General features: G+C 73.3%; 17 protein-coding genes. 15 read left to right on the forward strand and 2 right to left on the reverse strand.

Annotated elements, in window-relative coordinates; genetic code table 11:
- Positions 1–100: 100 nt before the first annotated feature.
- From ADL34_RS01275 to ADL34_RS01285, 3 genes are all read left to right on the forward strand, one after another.
- Entirely contained in the window at positions 101–1,345 is a 1,245-nt protein-coding gene (locus tag ADL34_RS01275) for an alpha/beta fold hydrolase (protein WP_062663998.1), read from the forward strand.
- Complete coding sequence (gene tsaE, locus ADL34_RS01280) at positions 1,311–1,823, forward strand: tRNA (adenosine(37)-N6)-threonylcarbamoyltransferase complex ATPase subunit type 1 TsaE (RefSeq protein WP_062663996.1); 513 nt, start codon at positions 1,311–1,313, stop codon at positions 1,821–1,823. Before ADL34_RS01275 ends, tsaE begins: the two co-directional genes overlap by 35 nt.
- Before the next feature lie 148 nt (positions 1,824–1,971).
- The gene (locus ADL34_RS01285; RefSeq protein ID WP_062663994.1) at positions 1,972–2,154 is read left to right on the forward strand and encodes a hypothetical protein; all 183 of its coding nucleotides are present in this window, start codon (positions 1,972–1,974) and stop codon (positions 2,152–2,154) included.
- A gap of 40 nt (positions 2,155–2,194) precedes the next feature.
- Here the strand turns inward: ADL34_RS01285 and ADL34_RS01290 are convergent, their stop codons facing one another.
- Positions 2,195–2,746: a hypothetical protein gene (locus tag ADL34_RS01290; protein ID WP_199835506.1), complete on the reverse strand. Its 552-nt coding sequence runs from the start codon at positions 2,744–2,746 to the stop codon at positions 2,195–2,197.
- A 111-nt stretch (positions 2,747–2,857) separates the two neighbouring features.
- Here ADL34_RS01290 and tsaB point away from each other — a divergent pair, with 111 nt between their 5' ends.
- From tsaB to ADL34_RS01330, 8 genes are all read left to right on the forward strand, one after another.
- The gene (tsaB, locus tag ADL34_RS01295; protein ID WP_062663990.1) at positions 2,858–3,514 is read left to right on the forward strand and encodes a tRNA (adenosine(37)-N6)-threonylcarbamoyltransferase complex dimerization subunit type 1 TsaB; all 657 of its coding nucleotides are present in this window, start codon (positions 2,858–2,860) and stop codon (positions 3,512–3,514) included.
- Between the two features lie 50 nt (positions 3,515–3,564).
- On the forward strand, positions 3,565–4,062 hold the full coding sequence (gene rimI, locus ADL34_RS01300; RefSeq protein ID WP_062664406.1) for a ribosomal protein S18-alanine N-acetyltransferase: 498 nt from the start codon (positions 3,565–3,567) through the stop codon (positions 4,060–4,062).
- A complete protein-coding gene (gene tsaD, locus ADL34_RS01305) occupies positions 4,055–5,155 on the forward strand; it encodes a tRNA (adenosine(37)-N6)-threonylcarbamoyltransferase complex transferase subunit TsaD (RefSeq protein ID WP_062663988.1) in 1,101 nt (366 codons plus the stop codon). The genes rimI and tsaD overlap by 8 nt, the downstream gene beginning before the upstream one ends.
- Positions 5,152–5,430 carry a hypothetical protein gene (locus ADL34_RS01310; RefSeq protein WP_062663986.1) on the forward strand — a complete coding sequence of 93 codons (279 nt, stop codon included), beginning with the start codon at positions 5,152–5,154 and terminating at the stop codon, positions 5,428–5,430. Before tsaD ends, ADL34_RS01310 begins: the two co-directional genes overlap by 4 nt.
- Before the next feature lie 120 nt (positions 5,431–5,550).
- Complete coding sequence (locus tag ADL34_RS01315) at positions 5,551–6,639, forward strand: LacI family DNA-binding transcriptional regulator (RefSeq protein WP_062663985.1); 1,089 nt, start codon at positions 5,551–5,553, stop codon at positions 6,637–6,639.
- A gap of 108 nt (positions 6,640–6,747) precedes the next feature.
- A complete protein-coding gene (locus tag ADL34_RS01320) occupies positions 6,748–7,797 on the forward strand; it encodes an LCP family protein (protein ID WP_062663983.1) in 1,050 nt (349 codons plus the stop codon).
- A 110-nt stretch (positions 7,798–7,907) separates the two neighbouring features.
- Positions 7,908–8,264, forward strand: coding sequence for a YciI family protein (locus ADL34_RS01325; RefSeq protein WP_062663982.1), 357 nt, complete (start codon positions 7,908–7,910; stop codon positions 8,262–8,264).
- Between the two features lie 47 nt (positions 8,265–8,311).
- Positions 8,312–9,589: an RNA polymerase sigma factor gene (locus ADL34_RS01330; protein ID WP_062663980.1), complete on the forward strand. Its 1,278-nt coding sequence runs from the start codon at positions 8,312–8,314 to the stop codon at positions 9,587–9,589.
- Here the strand turns inward: ADL34_RS01330 and ADL34_RS01335 are convergent.
- Entirely contained in the window at positions 9,543–10,871 is a 1,329-nt protein-coding gene (locus tag ADL34_RS01335; RefSeq protein ID WP_079033966.1) for a THUMP-like domain-containing protein, read from the reverse strand. The two genes, ADL34_RS01330 and ADL34_RS01335, sit on opposite strands and share 47 nt — an antisense overlap.
- On the opposite strand from ADL34_RS01335, the gene ADL34_RS01340 reads away from it, so the two are divergent.
- The 4 genes from ADL34_RS01340 (at position 10,870) to groL (ending at position 15,027) form a co-directional block, all read left to right on the forward strand.
- Positions 10,870–11,910 (forward strand): polysaccharide deacetylase family protein, encoded by a 1,041-nt coding sequence (locus ADL34_RS01340; RefSeq protein WP_079033965.1) that lies wholly within the window; start codon positions 10,870–10,872, stop codon positions 11,908–11,910. The genes ADL34_RS01335 and ADL34_RS01340 overlap by 2 nt on opposite strands.
- Complete coding sequence (locus tag ADL34_RS01345; protein WP_062663976.1) at positions 11,907–12,731, forward strand: polysaccharide deacetylase family protein; 825 nt, start codon at positions 11,907–11,909, stop codon at positions 12,729–12,731. The genes ADL34_RS01340 and ADL34_RS01345 overlap by 4 nt, the downstream gene beginning before the upstream one ends.
- Positions 12,732–12,968: 237 nt before the next feature.
- Positions 12,969–13,277 (forward strand): co-chaperone GroES, encoded by a 309-nt coding sequence (gene groES / locus ADL34_RS01350; protein ID WP_013001368.1) that lies wholly within the window; start codon positions 12,969–12,971, stop codon positions 13,275–13,277.
- Between the two features lie 121 nt (positions 13,278–13,398).
- Positions 13,399–15,027, forward strand: coding sequence for a chaperonin GroEL (gene groL, locus ADL34_RS01355; RefSeq protein ID WP_062663974.1), 1,629 nt, complete (start codon positions 13,399–13,401; stop codon positions 15,025–15,027).
- Positions 15,028–15,082 lie beyond the last annotated feature (55 nt).

The following is a 15,082-nucleotide window of genomic DNA, read 5'->3' on the forward strand; positions in this document are numbered from 1 at the left end:
GAACGAGAGGGGTAACCCGTAGCGGGACCCCGCTCGCACCACGGGCACCGTCCACCACCGTCGTCACACCGGCACCGGACCCAGCGAAGAGGAGCGGTACGTGAGCGAGAGCAGCGCGGAGGCCGCCGTCGCGGCCGTCGCCTCCGCCACGGGGGCGGCCGCGAGCTGGCGCAGGGCGACCGGTCTCGCCGGCGCCGCGATAGGCGTGATCGCGGCCGGCGCGGCCGCCGGTGTCGCCATAGAGCGGATGACCGTGGGCCGGGGCATGCGCCAGAAGGCGCGTCTCGCCCTGGACTCGGCGGGACCGTACGGCTCGCTGCGCGGCATGCCCGGCAAGGCGTACGCCGACGACGGCACCGAGCTGTACTACGAGGTCGACGACGTCGACCCCGAGTCCGCACCCGCGCTCAGCCCCCGCCGGCGCCGCCTGTTCGGGCGCAAGGCGCCGGCCCCCGTCACCGTCGTCTTCAGTCACGGCTACTGCCTCAGCCAGGACTCCTGGCACTTCCAGCGGGCGGCGCTGCGGGGCGTCGTGCGCACCGTGCACTGGGACCAGCGCAGCCACGGGCGGTCCGGGCGCGGGGTGGCCCAGACGCAGGAGGGCCGGCACGTCGACATCGAGCAGCTGGGCCGGGACCTGAAGGCCGTCATCGACGCGGCGGCGCCCGAGGGGCCGCTCGTGCTGGTCGGGCACTCCATGGGCGGGATGACCGTGATGGCGCTCGCCGACCAGTACCCCGAGCTGATCCGCGAGCGCGTCGTCGCCACCGCCCTCGTCGGTACGTCGTCCGGGCGGCTCGGCGAGGTCAACTTCGGGTTGCCCGTCGCGGGGGTGAACGCCGTGCGCCGTGTGCTGCCGGGCGTCCTCAAGGCGCTGGGACAGCGGGCGGAACTGGTCGAGAAGGGGCGGCGGGCCACCGCCGACCTGTTCGCGGGCATCATCAAGCGGTACTCGTTCTCGTCGCGGGACGTGGACCCGGCCGTCGCCCGGTTCGCCGAGCGGATGATCGAGGGGACGCCGATCGACGTGGTCGCCGAGTTCTACCCGGCCTTCGCCGACCACGACAAGACCGAGGCGCTCGCCCTGTTCACCGACATGCCGGTCCTCGTACTGGCCGGTGTGGGCGACCTGGTCACGCCGAGCGAGCACAGCGAGGCCATCGCCGACCTGCTGCCCGAGGCCGAACTGGTGCTGGTGCCGGACGCCGGGCACCTGGTCATGCTGGAGCACCCGGAGGTGGTCACCGACCGCCTCGCGGACCTGCTCACCCGCGCGGGCGCCGTGCCCGCAGGGGCTACGGTTAGTGGCTATGGAAGCACCAGCAGCACCGCACAACGCGGGTGACCTTCAGCTGACCGTCACCTCCCCCGAGCAGATGCGGGAGCTCGGCCGGCGACTCGCCAAGCTGCTGCGCGCCGGCGACCTCCTGATGCTCAGCGGGGAGCTCGGCGCGGGCAAGACGACCCTGACCCGGGGGCTCGGCGAGGGCATGGGGGTCCGGGGCGCGGTGACGTCCCCGACCTTCGTGATCGCCCGGGTGCACCCGTCGCTCGGCGACGGCCCGCCGCTCGTCCACGTCGACGCCTACCGGCTGTCCGGCGGCCTGGACGAGATGGAGGACCTCGACCTGGACGTCTCGCTGCCCGAGTCCGTGGTCGTCGTGGAGTGGGGCGAGGGCAAGGTCGAGGAGCTGACCGAGGAGCGCCTCCAGGTCGTGATCCACCGGGCCGTCGGCGACACCACCGACGAGGTGCGGCAGGTGACGGTGACCGGGCTCGGCGAGCGCTGGGCGGCCGTCGACCTCAGCGTGCTGTCCGCCTGACGCCCCCGCGGGCCGGGGCCGGTCGCGAGCCCGTTCCGACAAGGTGTCGGGAAAACGTTGCGTTCGCGGTCGTGGGCGTGGTCACATGGTAGCCAGCCCGTGGTTAGGTCTGCCTAACCACGCCCGCCCCCGGCCTCAGGAGGCGTCCATGCCGGCACCGGAGAACACGACCCACGGCGAAACGCGGCCGCGGCCGTACTCGCCGACCCATGGCGTCCCGCTGTCCGTGCGCGACCTGCTGGCGGCCAACGCCGCCGCGTGGCTCGTCTCGACGCCCCCGCGCGCACCCGAGCCCGCCGAGCCCGCTGAGCCCCGGCCCGAGGCGGCCTAGGGGGTGTCCGGCCTGATCGACAAGACACCCCCTAAGCCGGTCAGGGGACCACGACCACCGGACGGCCGATCGTCGCGAACTCCCACATGGCGGTGCCGTCGCCGCGCGACTCGCGGATGCCGCCCGTCCGGGCGGTCGGGTCCGGTTGCGGGGTGCCGCCCGGCACGGTCGCGCTGAAGCCGATCGTCACGCCGTCCACCGTCGCGAACCGCACCACGTGCTCCACCGGCAGCCCGTCGGTTCCCGTGACCGAGCTGGAGCGGGACCCGACCGTGTAGGTGCCCGGTGCCGGGTCGACCGATCCGGGGGTCACCCGGAACGTCCGCTTGACCTTGTCGGCGTTCCCGACCAGCCACACCCGGTCGTCGTGCAGCGAGTAGACGACCCGCTCCCCGGTGCCGGACAGGACGGGCAGCGCCTCGGGGTCGCGGTCGTCCCGGGGGGCGTTCGAGGTGCTCACGCCGAGCGAGCCGGCGGGGCGCTCGCCCAGGTCGGGCGGGACGTTCGCGGCGGCCTGGAAGGTGAGGAAGCCGACCGCCGCGAGGGCGGCCGCCGTCAGGCCCACGACGAATCCGGAACTGCTGCCCGCCACCGTCACCACCTCAGCGTTCGCTCGCTCCACGTGATCACGCCGACCGTAGCAGTCACCCCCCGCCCGACCGGGGCGGCACTTCCGGAGCCCCGGGCGCCGTAGGCTGTTTGCGTGCTCTTGCTCGCTCTGGATACCGCCACCCCCGCCGTCACCGTCGCGCTGCACGACGGCACGGACGTCATCGCCTCCTCGAGCCAGGTGGACGCGCGCCGGCACGGAGAGCTGCTGCTGCCGGCCGTCGACCGGGTCCTCGCCGAGGCCGGTCTGAAACTGGACGCCGTCACCGGCGTCGTCGTGGGCGTCGGCCCCGGCCCCTACACCGGGCTGCGGGTCGGCCTGATGACCGCCGACACCTTCGGGCTCGTCCTCGGCGTCCCCGTGCACGGCGTGTGCACGCTGGACGGCCTCGCCTACGCCGCCGACATCGAGAAGGGCCCCTTCGTCGTGGCGACCGACGCCCGGCGCAAGGAGGTCTACTGGGCCCGGTACGCCGACTCCCGCACCCGGCTGACGGACCCGGCCGTGGACCGGCCCGCCGACATCGCCGCCGAGGTGGCCGGACTGCCGGCCGTCGGCGCCGGCGCGCTGCTCTACCCCGACACGTTCCCGCGCGCCCACGAGCCCGAGCACGTGTCGGCGGCCGCCCTGGCCGCCCTGGCCGCCGAGCGGCTGGCCGCGGGGGAGGAGCTGCCCGCGCCGCGGCCGCTGTACCTGCGCCGCCCCGACGCCCAGGTCCCCAAGAACTACAAGGTGGTCACCCCCAAGTGACCGGACCTGTGACCGACCCCGGCGGCGCCGAGGGCGCCGCGCTGCGCGAGATGCGCTGGTGGGACATCGACCCCGTGCTGGAGCTGGAGAAGGAGCTCTTCCCCGAGGACGCCTGGTCCCGGGGCATGTTCTGGTCCGAACTCGCCCACTCCCGCGGGGCCGAGGCCACCCGCCGCTACGTCGTCGCCGAGCAGGACGGGCGCCTCGTCGGCTACGCCGGGCTCGCCTCCGCCGGCGACCTGGCCGACGTGCAGACCATCGCCGTCGCCCGCGACCACTGGGGGACCGGCCTCGGCGGGCGGCTGCTGGCCGAACTGCTGCGTGCGGCCACCGAGTTCGAGTGCGCCGAGGTGATGCTGGAGTGCCGGGTGGACAACGTCCGCGCGCAGAAGCTCTACGAGCGCTTCGGCTTCGAGGCCATCGGCTTCCGGCGCGGCTACTACCAGCCGGGGAACGTGGACGCCCTGGTGATGCGACTGACCACAGCGCCCGACAGCGGCAGCGCCGCGGGTGACGACTCCGTACAAGGAACTGAGATCAATGGCTGACTCGCGGGACGAACCCCTCGTTCTGGGCATCGAGACCTCGTGCGACGAGACCGGCGTCGGCATCGTCCGCGGCACCACGCTCCTCGCCGACGCCGTGGCCTCCAGCGTCGACGAGCACGCCCGCTTCGGCGGTGTCGTGCCCGAGGTGGCCTCCCGGGCCCACCTGGAGGCCATGGTCCCGACGATCGACCGGGCGCTGAAGGAGGCGGGCGTCAGCGCCCGCGACCTCGACGGTGTCGCCGTCACGGCCGGTCCCGGCCTCGCGGGCGCGTTGCTGGTCGGCGTGTCGGCGGCCAAGGCGTACGCCTACGCGCTCGGCAAGCCGCTGTACGGCGTCAACCACCTCGCCTCGCACATCTGCGTGGACCAGCTGGAGCACGGGCCGCTTCCGGAGCCGACGATGGCGCTGCTCGTGTCCGGCGGGCACTCCTCGCTGCTGCTGTCCTCCGACATCACCTCCGACGTGCGCCCGATGGGCGCGACCATCGACGACGCGGCGGGCGAGGCGTTCGACAAGATCGCCCGCGTGCTGAACCTCGGCTTCCCCGGCGGCCCGGTCATCGACCGCTACGCCCGCGAGGGCGACCCGGAGGCGATCGCGTTCCCGCGCGGTCTGACCGGCCCGCGCGACCCGGCGTACGACTTCTCCTTCTCCGGTCTGAAGACCGCCGTCGCCCGCTGGATCGAGGCGAAGCGGGCCGCGGGCGAGGAGGTGCCCGTGCGCGACGTCGCGGCCTCCTTCCAGGAGGCGGTCGTCGACGTGCTGACCCGCAAGGCCGTACGGGCCTGCAAGGACGAGGGCGTCGACCATCTGATGATCGGCGGCGGCGTGGCCGCGAACTCCCGGCTGCGGGCGCTGGCCCAGGAGCGCTGCGAGGCGGCCGGCATCCGGCTGCGGGTGCCCCGGCCCAAGCTGTGCACGGACAACGGCGCGATGGTCGCCGCGCTCGGCGCCGAGATGGTCGCGCGCAACCGGGCGGCCTCCGACTGGGACCTGTCGGCGGACTCCTCGCTGCCGGTGACGGACCCGCACGTGCCGGGTACCGGGCACGACCATGTGCACGAGGTCGGCAAGGAGAACCTGTACTCGTGACCGTCGCCCTGATGTGGGAGGCGCGGGCGGTGCCCGGGCGGGGCGCGGACCTGCTCGCCTGGGCCCGGGCGCAGGAGCTGCCCCGGCCGCCCCTGCGCCGGGAGACCTTCCGGGCTCCGCGGGACCGGGTCCTGGTCGTCACGTGGTGGGACGCGGACGCCGACACCGAGGTGCCGGAACTGCCGGAACCGGACGGTGAGCTGGTCACGCGGGCCGTGCACCGGTGGCGGTTCGAGTCGCTCGGTACCGAGGGTTCCGGCCGGTCCGGCGACTGAGGGCGACGCCGCGCGGGACGGTCCAGCTCGAAGATTTCGTATTCGGGCTCGAATGTTCCGGGGCGCGGACTGGGTCCGAAGGGGTTCGTCACCGGGCCGGGCGGGGTTACGATCGCCGCCATGACAGCCCGTGAGACCGCCGCATCCCCGACGGCCGAGCCGGAGAACCGGCCGGCACCGCCGACGGCGCCGACGACCGGCCGGTCCGGGCGCACGGCCACGCTCGCCGAGATCGCCCGCGAGGCCGGCGTCTCGGCCCCGACTGTTTCGAAGGTCCTCAACGGCCGCGCGGACGTCGCCCCGGGCACCCGCAGCCGCGTCGAGGAACTGCTGCGCGCCCACGGCTACCGCCGCCGCCGGGCCGAGACCGGCCGCTCGCCCCTGATCGACCTGGTCTTCCACGAGCTGGAGAGCGCGTGGGCGATGGAGGTCATCCGGGGTGTCGAGAACGTGGCCCGGGACGCGGGGCTGAGCGTCGTCCTCAGCGAGAGCGCGGGGCGCCACACTCCGGGCCGGACCTGGGCCGACCAGGTCGCCGCCCGCCGCCCGCACGGCGTGATCCTCGTGCTGTCCGGCCTCGACGAGTCCCAGCGGGCGCTGCTGACCAGCCGTTCCATCCCGTTCGTGGTGATGGACCCGGCGGGTGACCCGGGCGCCGACGTGCCGTCCATCGGCGCGACCAACTGGCAGGGCGGCCTGGCCGCCACCCGCCATCTCATCGAGCTCGGGCACCGGCGGATCGGCGCCATCACCGGGCCGTCCCGGATGATGTGCAGCCGCGCCCGCCTCGACGGCTACCGCGCCGCCCTGGAGACCGCCGGACTGACGGTCGACCAGGACCTGGTCAGGACCGGCGACTTCCATCACGAGACCGGCTACCGGCAGGGCCTGGAACTGCTGCGCCGCCCGGACCGGCCCACCGCGGTCTTCGCGGGCAACGACCTGCAGGCGCTCGGCCTGTACGAGGCCGCGCGGGAGCTCGGGCTGCGGGTGCCGGAGGACCTGAGCGTGGTCGGGTTCGACGACCTGCCGGTCGCGCGCTGGGTCGGGCCGCCGCTGACGACCGTGCGGCAGCCGCTGACGGAGATGGCGGAGGCGGCGGCCAAGCTGGTGCTGGACCTCGCCAGGGAGCAGCCCACGGCGACCAGGGTGGACCTGGCGACGAGCCTGGTGGTGCGCAGCAGCACGGCTCCCGCGCCCCAGCAGTGACACCGGGCGCGAAACTTTCGGCTCCTGGCTGAGAGAAGTCTGAGAATTTCGCGAGAAAAGCCGCCCTGGACTCCCTGGCCGTAATAATTCGGACGTACGTTCCTCTTCATGAGGGGACGCGGGCGGGGAACGGACGGGGACGACGGGGGACGCGGGGGCCGGCGGGCTTCCGGGTGGAGGAAGGCGGGGATCGCCCTCGCGGCCTTACTGGCCCTGGCGATCGGGGCGGCGGCCTGGGCCTACCGGCATCTCGACGACAACATCACCGGTGTCGACATCGACCAGGCGCTGGGCGACGACCGCCCGCCCCGGACGATGACGACCCCGATGCCGTCGGCGTCACCGCTGCCGACGGAGGCGCTGAACATCCTGGTCCTCGGCTCGGACTCGCGCAGCGGCGCCGCCAACAAGAAGCTCGGCGGGGGCGACAGCGGGGGCGCCCGCTCGGACACGGCGATGGTGTTCCACATCGACGCCGGCCGCACCACGGCCACGGTCGTGAGCATCCCGCGCGACACCCTGGTCACCCGGCCGTCCTGCCCCCTGCCGTCGGGCGGGTCGACCCGGCCGGCGTACCAGGCCATGTTCAACAGCGCCTACGCGCTGGGCGGTCCGGTCTGCGCGGTCAAGACGGCCGAGTCCCTGACCGGCGTGCGGATGGACCACTACGTGGAGCTGGACTTCTCCGGGTTCGCGAAGCTGGTGGACGCCCTCGGCGGGGTCACCGTCACCACGGACGAGGACATCCACGACGAGGACAGCCATCTGGACCTCGCGGCCGGCACCCACCACCTGAACGGCAAGCAGGCACTGGCGCTGGCCCGCACCCGGCACGGCATAGGCAACGGCAGCGACCTGGGCCGCATCGAACTCCAGCAGAAGCTGGTGAAGGCCCTCCTCGACCAGATCTCCGGCACCGACCTGCTCACCGACCCCGCCAGGCTCTACCGGGTCGCCGACGCGGTGACCGGCGCCCTGACCACGGATACGGGACTCGACTCGCTGAGCGAGCTGACCGGCCTCGGGCAGAGCCTGCGGGGGCTGACGTCGGACGGCGTCAAGACCCTGACCATGCCCGTGGTGCCCGCGCCGGCCAACCACAACCGGGTGGTGGCGGACGAGCCGGAGGCGACCGAACTGTGGAAGTCGCTGCGCTGAGAAAAGATTGCTCAGGAAATCCCGCGGGACGTGTCGATCCGGGGCCCGGCCGTTCGACGCAGGGGTGAGAGGCCGGGAAAGGCCCGGCCACCGCAGCACGAGGAGTCACCATGCCCCGATACCTGTCGCTCGTGAAGATCGACGAGGCGTCCGCTCCCGCCGAGGGCCCGAGCCCCGAACTGATGCGGCGCATGGGCGAGCTGATCGAGGAGGTCACCAAGGCGGGCGTCATGCTCGACACCGCCGGGCTGCTGCCGTCCGCGCAGGGCACCCGCGTGCACTGGGAGGGCGGCCGGATCTCCGTCACCGACGGGCCCTTCACCGAGGCCAAGGAGGTCGTCGGCGGCTACGCGATCATGCAGTGCAAGGACAGGGCCGAGGCCATCGAGTGGACCACCCGGTTCCTGAAGGTGCACGAGGAGTTCTGGACCGTCACCTGCGAGGTGCGGGAGATCGCCGAGGGGTGACCGCGCCCGCTGGGCCGTCGGACGGGCAGGGTGTTCGATGGTGGGCTGTGGAGACACCGCGCACCAACGACCCCCTGCCCGCCCTCGAAACCGTGTTCCGGCTGGAGTTCCCCCGTGTCGTCGCCGCCGTCACCCGGGTCGTCCGGGACGTCGGCATCGCCGAGGAACTCGCCCAGGACGCCCTGGTCGCCGCGCTGGAGAGGTGGCCGCGCGACGGCGTGCCCGACCGGCCGGGCGCCTGGCTCACCGCCACCGCCCGGCACCGCGCCGTCGACCTGGTCCGGCGCCGGGAGAACTACGCCCGCAAGCTCCGGGAGATCGGCCGGAACCTGGAGGACGTGCCGCCGCCGGAGCCCGCCGACCCCGACGCCATCGACGACGACCTGCTCCGGCTCGTCTTCACCACCTGCCATCCCGTGCTGTCCCCGGGGGCCCGCACCGCCCTCACCCTGCGTCTGGTCGGCGGTCTGACCACAGCCGAGATCGCCCGTGCCTACCTGGCCCCCGAGGCCACCGTCGCCCAGCGTGTGGTCCGCGCCAAGCGCACCCTGGCCACCCGGAACGTCGCCTTCGAGGTGCCGTACGGGCCCGACCGCGAGGCACGGCTCGGCTCCGTCCTCGACGTCATCTACCTGATCTTCAACGAGGGGTACGCGGCGACCGCGGGCGATGACTGGCTGCGCCCCGCGCTGTGCGAGGACGCGCTGCGGCTGGCCCGGCAACTGGCCGCGCTGATGCCGAAGGAGCCCGAGGTGCACGCCCTGGCCTCGCTGCTGGAGTTCCAGGCGTCCCGCACGGCCGCCCGCACCGCCCCCGACGGCACGCCCGTGCTGCTGCGCGACCAGAACCGGCGCCGCTGGAACCGCATGCTGATCGCCCGGGGCATCACCGCCCTGGACCGGGCGGGCGCGACGGCCACGGGCGCCCCCGGCCCGTACGCCCTCCAGGCCGCCATCGCCGCCTGCCACGCGCACGCGTACCGCTACGAGGACACCGACTGGCCGACCATCGCCACGCTGTACCGGCTGCTCGCCGCCCGGGCGCCGTCGCCGGTGGTCGAGCTGAACCGGGCGGTCGCCGTGTCGATGGCCGAGGGTCCCGGGCCCGCCCTGGAGATCGTCGACGCCCTCGCGGGCGAACCGGCGCTGCGGGACTACCACCTGCTGCCGAGCGTGCGCGGCGACCTGCTCCTGCGCCTCGGCCGTACGGCGGAGGCCCGGGCGGAGTTCGAGCGCGCGGCGGCACTGACGCGCAATGAGCCGGAGCGGGAGATGCTGCTCAGGCGGGCGGCGGACGCAACTCCTCAGGACGCTGCGGGTCGATGAGCCTACGGGACAGCCCTTGGGCGGGGTGCCCCACCAGCATCGTCGGTGCCCCCGCCACCCGGGTCAGGAAGACGGTGGCCGCGTTCGGGCCCTGCGGCTTGACCTTGCGGCGCAGTTCCTCCGGCTCGACCGCCGACCCGCGCTTCTTCACCGTCAGCGTGCCCACCTGGCGCTCCCGCAGCAGCGCCTTCAGCCGCTTCAGGTTGAACGGCAGCTGGTCGGTGATCTCGTACGCGCCGGCGTACGGCGTGGGGCGCAGTTCGTCCGCCGTGATGTACGCGATCGTCGCGTCGACGAGCCCGCCGTCCAGCGCGTCGGCGACCTCGGCGACCAGATGGGCCCGGATGACGGCGCCGTCCGGCTCGTACAGATAGCGTCCGACGGGCCGCACCGCCGGGTCGGGCAGGCCGCGGGAGAGCAGTGGGCGCGGGCCCGGCAGCAGGGTGGCGCGGACGGTCCCGGGGGCCGTCCCGAACCACAGCACCGCCTCCTTGACGTCCCCGCCGTCCGAGATCCACTCGGCCTCCGCGTCGCCGGGGACCGCCTCGTGCGGGATGCCGGGCGCGACCTTCAGGGCGGCGTGGGGCGCGGTGCGGGCCGCCTCGACGGCCCAGGACAGCGGCGGCGAGTACGCCTCCGGGTCGAAGATGCGGCCACGTCCGCCGCGCCGGGCCGGGTCGACGAACACGGCGTCGAAACCGGCGGTGTCGACCTCGGTGACGTCCGCCTCGCGCACCTCGACCAGGTCCTCAAGCCCGAGCGCCGCCATGTTGGCTCGCGCCGCCGCCACCGTCACCGGGTCCCGGTCGACGGCCAGCACCCGGATGCCGGCCCGCGCGAGCGCGATCGCGTCGCCGCCGATGCCGCAGCACAGGTCCGCGACCGAGCCGATGCCCAGCTCCCGCATCCGGGCCGCCCGGTACGCCGCCACGCTCGCACGCGTCGACTGCTCGACGCCGTTCGGCGTGAAGTACATGCGCCCCGCGTCCCCGGTGCCGAACTTCGCCGCCGCCCGCTGGCGCAGCCGGGCCTGCCCGAGGGCCGCGGACACCAGCCCGGCCGGGTGCTCGCGGCGCAGCCGCGTGGCGACGGCGAGTTCGTCGGCGGGGGCGGTGTCGCGCACGGCGTCGAGGAGGGCGCGGCCCTCGGGGGCGAGCAGGGCGGTGAAGGCGTCGAGGTGGTCGTTCACCGGGTCATTGTCGGCCAGTCGGAGGATGGTCCGCTCCACGGCGGCGCTGTCGGCCCGGTCCGGGCGGGGGTGCCTGTCAGGATCCGGCTCCATGCGACTAGTAGGACAAAATGACAAAAAGGGGCTCCTGGGGATCGCGTCCTGGAGCCGTCCCGTCGCGCGCGCGGTCCGCCGGGCGCGGTTGCGGGGAGTCGTCGCCGGGCTCGCGGTGGCCGCCGTCGCCTCGGGCTGCGCGCAGGGCGCTCTCTCCGGCCCTGCGGGCGGCGCCTCCCCGGCCGCCGGAGCCGCGCCGAGCGGCTCGGCCGCACCGGCGTCGCCCCCGCCGGCCACCCGGACTCCGGTCACCCCCCGGACCCCGGCCGCCACCCCCACCCCGGACGGCAGGAAGCCGCAGTCCGCCCAGCAGGCCCACGCCGCCCGGGTCGCCGCGGCCCGGCGCTGGCGGCTCGCCAGCGTCCCCCTCGTGCCCCCGCCGCCGCCCGCCGTCAAGCCCCGGATCGCCACCCGCGAGGGCTTCGAGGTCGACGGGCACGAGGAACTGGGCCTCCCGCCGGTCTTCACGACCGTCCCCACGGACCGGAAGGTCGTCTTCCTGACCATCGACGACGGCGCCGAGAAGGACCCGGCGTTCCTGCGCATGATGAGCGACCTGAAGGTGCCGTACTCCGCCTTCCTCAGCGACTACGTCATCAAGGACGACTACGGCTACTTCCGGCGACTCCAGCGGGCGGGGGCCGTCCTGAACAACCACACCCTCCACCACCGCTATCTGCCGGCCCTGTCCTACCGGCGCCAGCAGTACGAGATCTGCGGCATGCAGGACGTCATGAGGGAGCGCTTCGGCGAGCGCCCCGCCCTGTTCCGGCCGCCCTTCGGCAACTACAACCGCGACACCCTGCGCGCGGCCCGGTCCTGCGGCGTGCGGTACGTCCCCCTGTGGAACGAGGAGGTGTTCGTCGACCGCTGGGACTACCGGGAGGAGGACCGGCGGATCCGTCCGGGTGACATCGTGCTCAGTCACTTCCGGGGCCGGGACGAGTGGAAGGGCACAATGCCCGACATGATCCGCCGGTTCCTGGACAAGGTCACGGCCGAGGGCTTCGCGGTGGCCCGGCTGGAGGACTACCTGTGACGCCGCCGCCGGGGACACGCGCGTCCGTCGCCGTGGCCCTGGCGACCGCCCTGCTCGCCGGATGCGCCGCCGGGACCGCCGCCACCGGCCCCCGCGCCGGAACCGGCCACGAGGCGACGCGCTCGGCGAAGAACGCCACGCACACCGCGCAGCCGTACCGCCGCTGGGGCCTGCGCGCCCCGCTGCCCGCGCCGCCCCCGCCGCCCGCCCGGCGGGCTCCGCACCGCCCCGGCGGCCCGCCGCCCGTCCTGCACCGCGTCCCCACCCGCGACCGGGTCGTCTTCCTCACCTACGACGACGGCGCGGAGAAGGACCCCCGCTTCGTCGACATGGTCCGCGAACTGCGGCTGCCCGTCAGCATGTTCCTCACGGACAGCGTGGTCGGCCCCGGATACGGGCACTTCGCGCGGCTGCGCGCGGTCGGCGCGTCCCTGCAGAACCACACCCTCGACCACGCCGCCCTGCGCGGACTGCCCTACGCCGGCCAGCGCGCCGAGATCTGCGGCCAGCAGCACAAGCTGCACGCCCGCTTCGGCGTCCGCCCCCGGCTCTTCCGGCCGCCCTACGGCACCTACGACGCCACCACGCTGCGCGCCGCCGCCGACTGCGGGGCCGCCGCCGTCGTGCTGTGGCGCGTGAGCATGGCGGGCGACGGACGGCTGACGTACGCGAAGGGGCCCGCACGGCTGCGCCCCGGCGACGTCGTCTCCGTGCCGTCCGGCGAGCCGGGCGGGCTGTCGCTGCGGGAGCGCACCACCCTGCTGCTGCGGGCGGTCCAGGAACGGGGGCTCACCGTGGGCCGCCTGGAGGACTACGTCTGACGTCCCGTACGCGACCTCGGACGTTCCGAGGGGGACCCTCCGCGGCGCGCCGCGCCACGGCGAATTGGCACTCCGCTTGACCGAGTGCTAATCGCGGTCATAGTCTCGGGTCTGGCACTCCCCACTGGAGAGTGCCAACCACGCGACGGGCAGGTCCGGCACCCGCGACGACGGATCGACCTGGTCGCCACCTCAGACAGTTAACCCCGTGAGATCTCCGAAGGGGGAGGTCGGATCGTGACGACCACCAGCTCCAAGGTTGCCATCAAGCCGCTTGAGGACCGCATCGTGGTCCAGCCGCTCGACGCCGAGCAGACCACCGCCTCTGGCCTGGTCATCCCGGACACCGCGAAGGAGAAGCCCCAGGAGGGCGTCATCCTCGCCGTCGGTCCGGGCCGCTTCGAGAACGGCGAGCGTCTTCCGCTCGACGTGAAGGTCGGCGACATCGTGCTGTACAGCAAGTACGGCGGCACCGAGGTGAAGTACAACGGCGAGGAGTACCTCGTCCTCTCGTCCCGCGACGTGCTCGCGGTCATCGAGAAGTAAGACGCCTCGAAGCTCTTGCTTTCAGCTGCGCCCCTGGCCCCCGAGACCACATGAGAACGGGCGCCCGGGGCGCAGTGTCTTTTTTTGAGAACCCACAGAATCCGAGAGGGCTCCCGCTGTCATGGCGAAGATCCTGAAGTTCGACGAGGACGCCCGTCGCGCCCTCGAGCGCGGCGTCAACAAGCTTGCCGACACGGTCAAGGTGACGATCGGCCCCAAGGGCCGCAACGTCGTCATCGACAAGAAGTTCGGCGCCCCCACCATCACCAACGACGGTGTGACCATCGCCCGTGAGGTCGAGGTCGAGGACCCGTACGAGAACCTCGGCGCCCAGCTGGTGAAGGAGGTGGCGACCAAGACCAACGACATCGCGGGTGACGGCACCACCACCGCCACCGTGCTCGCCCAGGCGCTGGTGCGCGAGGGCCTGAAGAACGTCGCCGCCGGTGCCTCCCCGGCGCTGCTGAAGAAGGGCATCGACGCCGCCGTCGCCGCCGTCTCCGAGGAGCTCCTCGCGACCGCGCGCCCGATCGACGAGAAGTCCGACATCGCCGCCGTCGCCGCGCTGTCCGCCCAGGACCAGCAGGTCGGCGAGCTCATCGCCGAGGCGATGGACAAGGTCGGCAAGGACGGTGTCATCACCGTCGAGGAGTCCAACACCTTCGGTCTGGAGCTGGACTTCACCGAGGGCATGGCCTTCGACAAGGGCTACCTGTCGCCGTACTTCGTGACGGACCAGGAGCGCATGGAGGCCGTCCTGGAGGACCCGTACATCCTCATCAACCAGGGCAAGATCTCCTCCATCGCCGACCTGCTGCCGCTGCTGGAGAAGGTCATCCAGACCAACGCCTCCAAGCCGCTGCTGATCATCGCCGAGGACGTCGAGGGCGAGGCCCTGTCGACCCTGGTCGTCAACAAGATCCGCGGCACCTTCAACGCGGTCGCGGTCAAGGCCCCCGGCTTCGGTGACCGCCGCAAGGCGATGCTGCAGGACATGGCGACCCTCACCGGCGCCACGGTCATCTCCGAGGAGGTCGGCCTCAAGCTCGACCAGGTCGGCATCGACATCCTCGGCTCCGCCCGCCGCGTCACCGTCACCAAGGACGACACCACGATCGTCGACGGCGCCGGCAAGTCCGAGGACGTCCAGGGCCGCGTCGCCCAGATCAAGTCCGAGATCGAGAACACCGACTCCGACTGGGACCGCGAGAAGCTCCAGGAGCGCCTCGCGAAGCTGGCCGGCGGCGTGTGCGTGATCAAGGTCGGCGCCGCCACCGAGGTGGAGCTGAAGGAGAAGAAGCACCGTCTGGAGGACGCCATCTCCGCGACCCGCGCCGCGGTCGAGGAGGGCATCGTCTCCGGTGGTGGCTCCGCGCTCGTCCACGCCGTGAAGGTCCTCGAGGGCAACCTCGGCAAGACCGGCGACGAGGCCACCGGTGTCGCCGTCGTCCGCCGCGCCGCCGTCGAGCCGCTGCGCTGGATCGCCGAGAACGCCGGCCTGGAGGGTTACGTCATCACCTCCAAGGTCGCCGAGCTCGAGAAGGGCCAGGGCTTCAACGCCGCCACCGGCGAGTACGGCGACCTGGTCAAGGCCGGCGTCATCGACCCGGTCAAGGTGACGCGCTCCGCCCTGGAGAACGCCGCCTCCATCGCCTCCCTCCTGCTCACGACCGAGACCCTGGTCGTCGAGAAGAAGGAAGAGGAGGAGCCGGCCGCCGCCGGTGGCCACGGTCACGGCCACGCCCACTGAGTGAGCGGCTCCTAGAACCACGCCGAGGGCCCGGCATCCCCGTCACGGGGGTGCC

This window comes from Streptomyces sp. NRRL WC-3605 (assembly GCF_001509795.1).
GTDB lineage: Bacteria > Actinomycetota > Actinomycetes > Streptomycetales > Streptomycetaceae > Streptomyces > Streptomyces viridochromogenes.

Coding starts and splice junctions, on each gene's coding strand:
- tsaE (WP_062663996.1), top strand. CDS start 1,311: ATGGAAGCACCAGCAGCACCGCACAACGCGGGTGACCTTCAGCTGACC.
- ADL34_RS01285 (WP_062663994.1), top strand. CDS start 1,972: ATGCCGGCACCGGAGAACACGACCCACGGCGAAACGCGGCCGCGGCCG.
- rimI (WP_062664406.1), top strand. CDS start 3,565: ATGCGCTGGTGGGACATCGACCCCGTGCTGGAGCTGGAGAAGGAGCTC.
- tsaD (WP_062663988.1), top strand. CDS start 4,055: ATGGCTGACTCGCGGGACGAACCCCTCGTTCTGGGCATCGAGACCTCG.
- ADL34_RS01315 (WP_062663985.1), top strand. CDS start 5,551: ATGACAGCCCGTGAGACCGCCGCATCCCCGACGGCCGAGCCGGAGAAC.
- ADL34_RS01320 (WP_062663983.1), top strand. CDS start 6,748: ATGAGGGGACGCGGGCGGGGAACGGACGGGGACGACGGGGGACGCGGG.
- ADL34_RS01325 (WP_062663982.1), top strand. CDS start 7,908: ATGCCCCGATACCTGTCGCTCGTGAAGATCGACGAGGCGTCCGCTCCC.
- ADL34_RS01340 (WP_079033965.1), top strand. CDS start 10,870: ATGCGACTAGTAGGACAAAATGACAAAAAGGGGCTCCTGGGGATCGCG.
- ADL34_RS01335 (WP_079033966.1), bottom strand. CDS start 10,871: ATGGAGCCGGATCCTGACAGGCACCCCCGCCCGGACCGGGCCGACAGC.
- groL (WP_062663974.1), top strand. CDS start 13,399: ATGGCGAAGATCCTGAAGTTCGACGAGGACGCCCGTCGCGCCCTCGAG.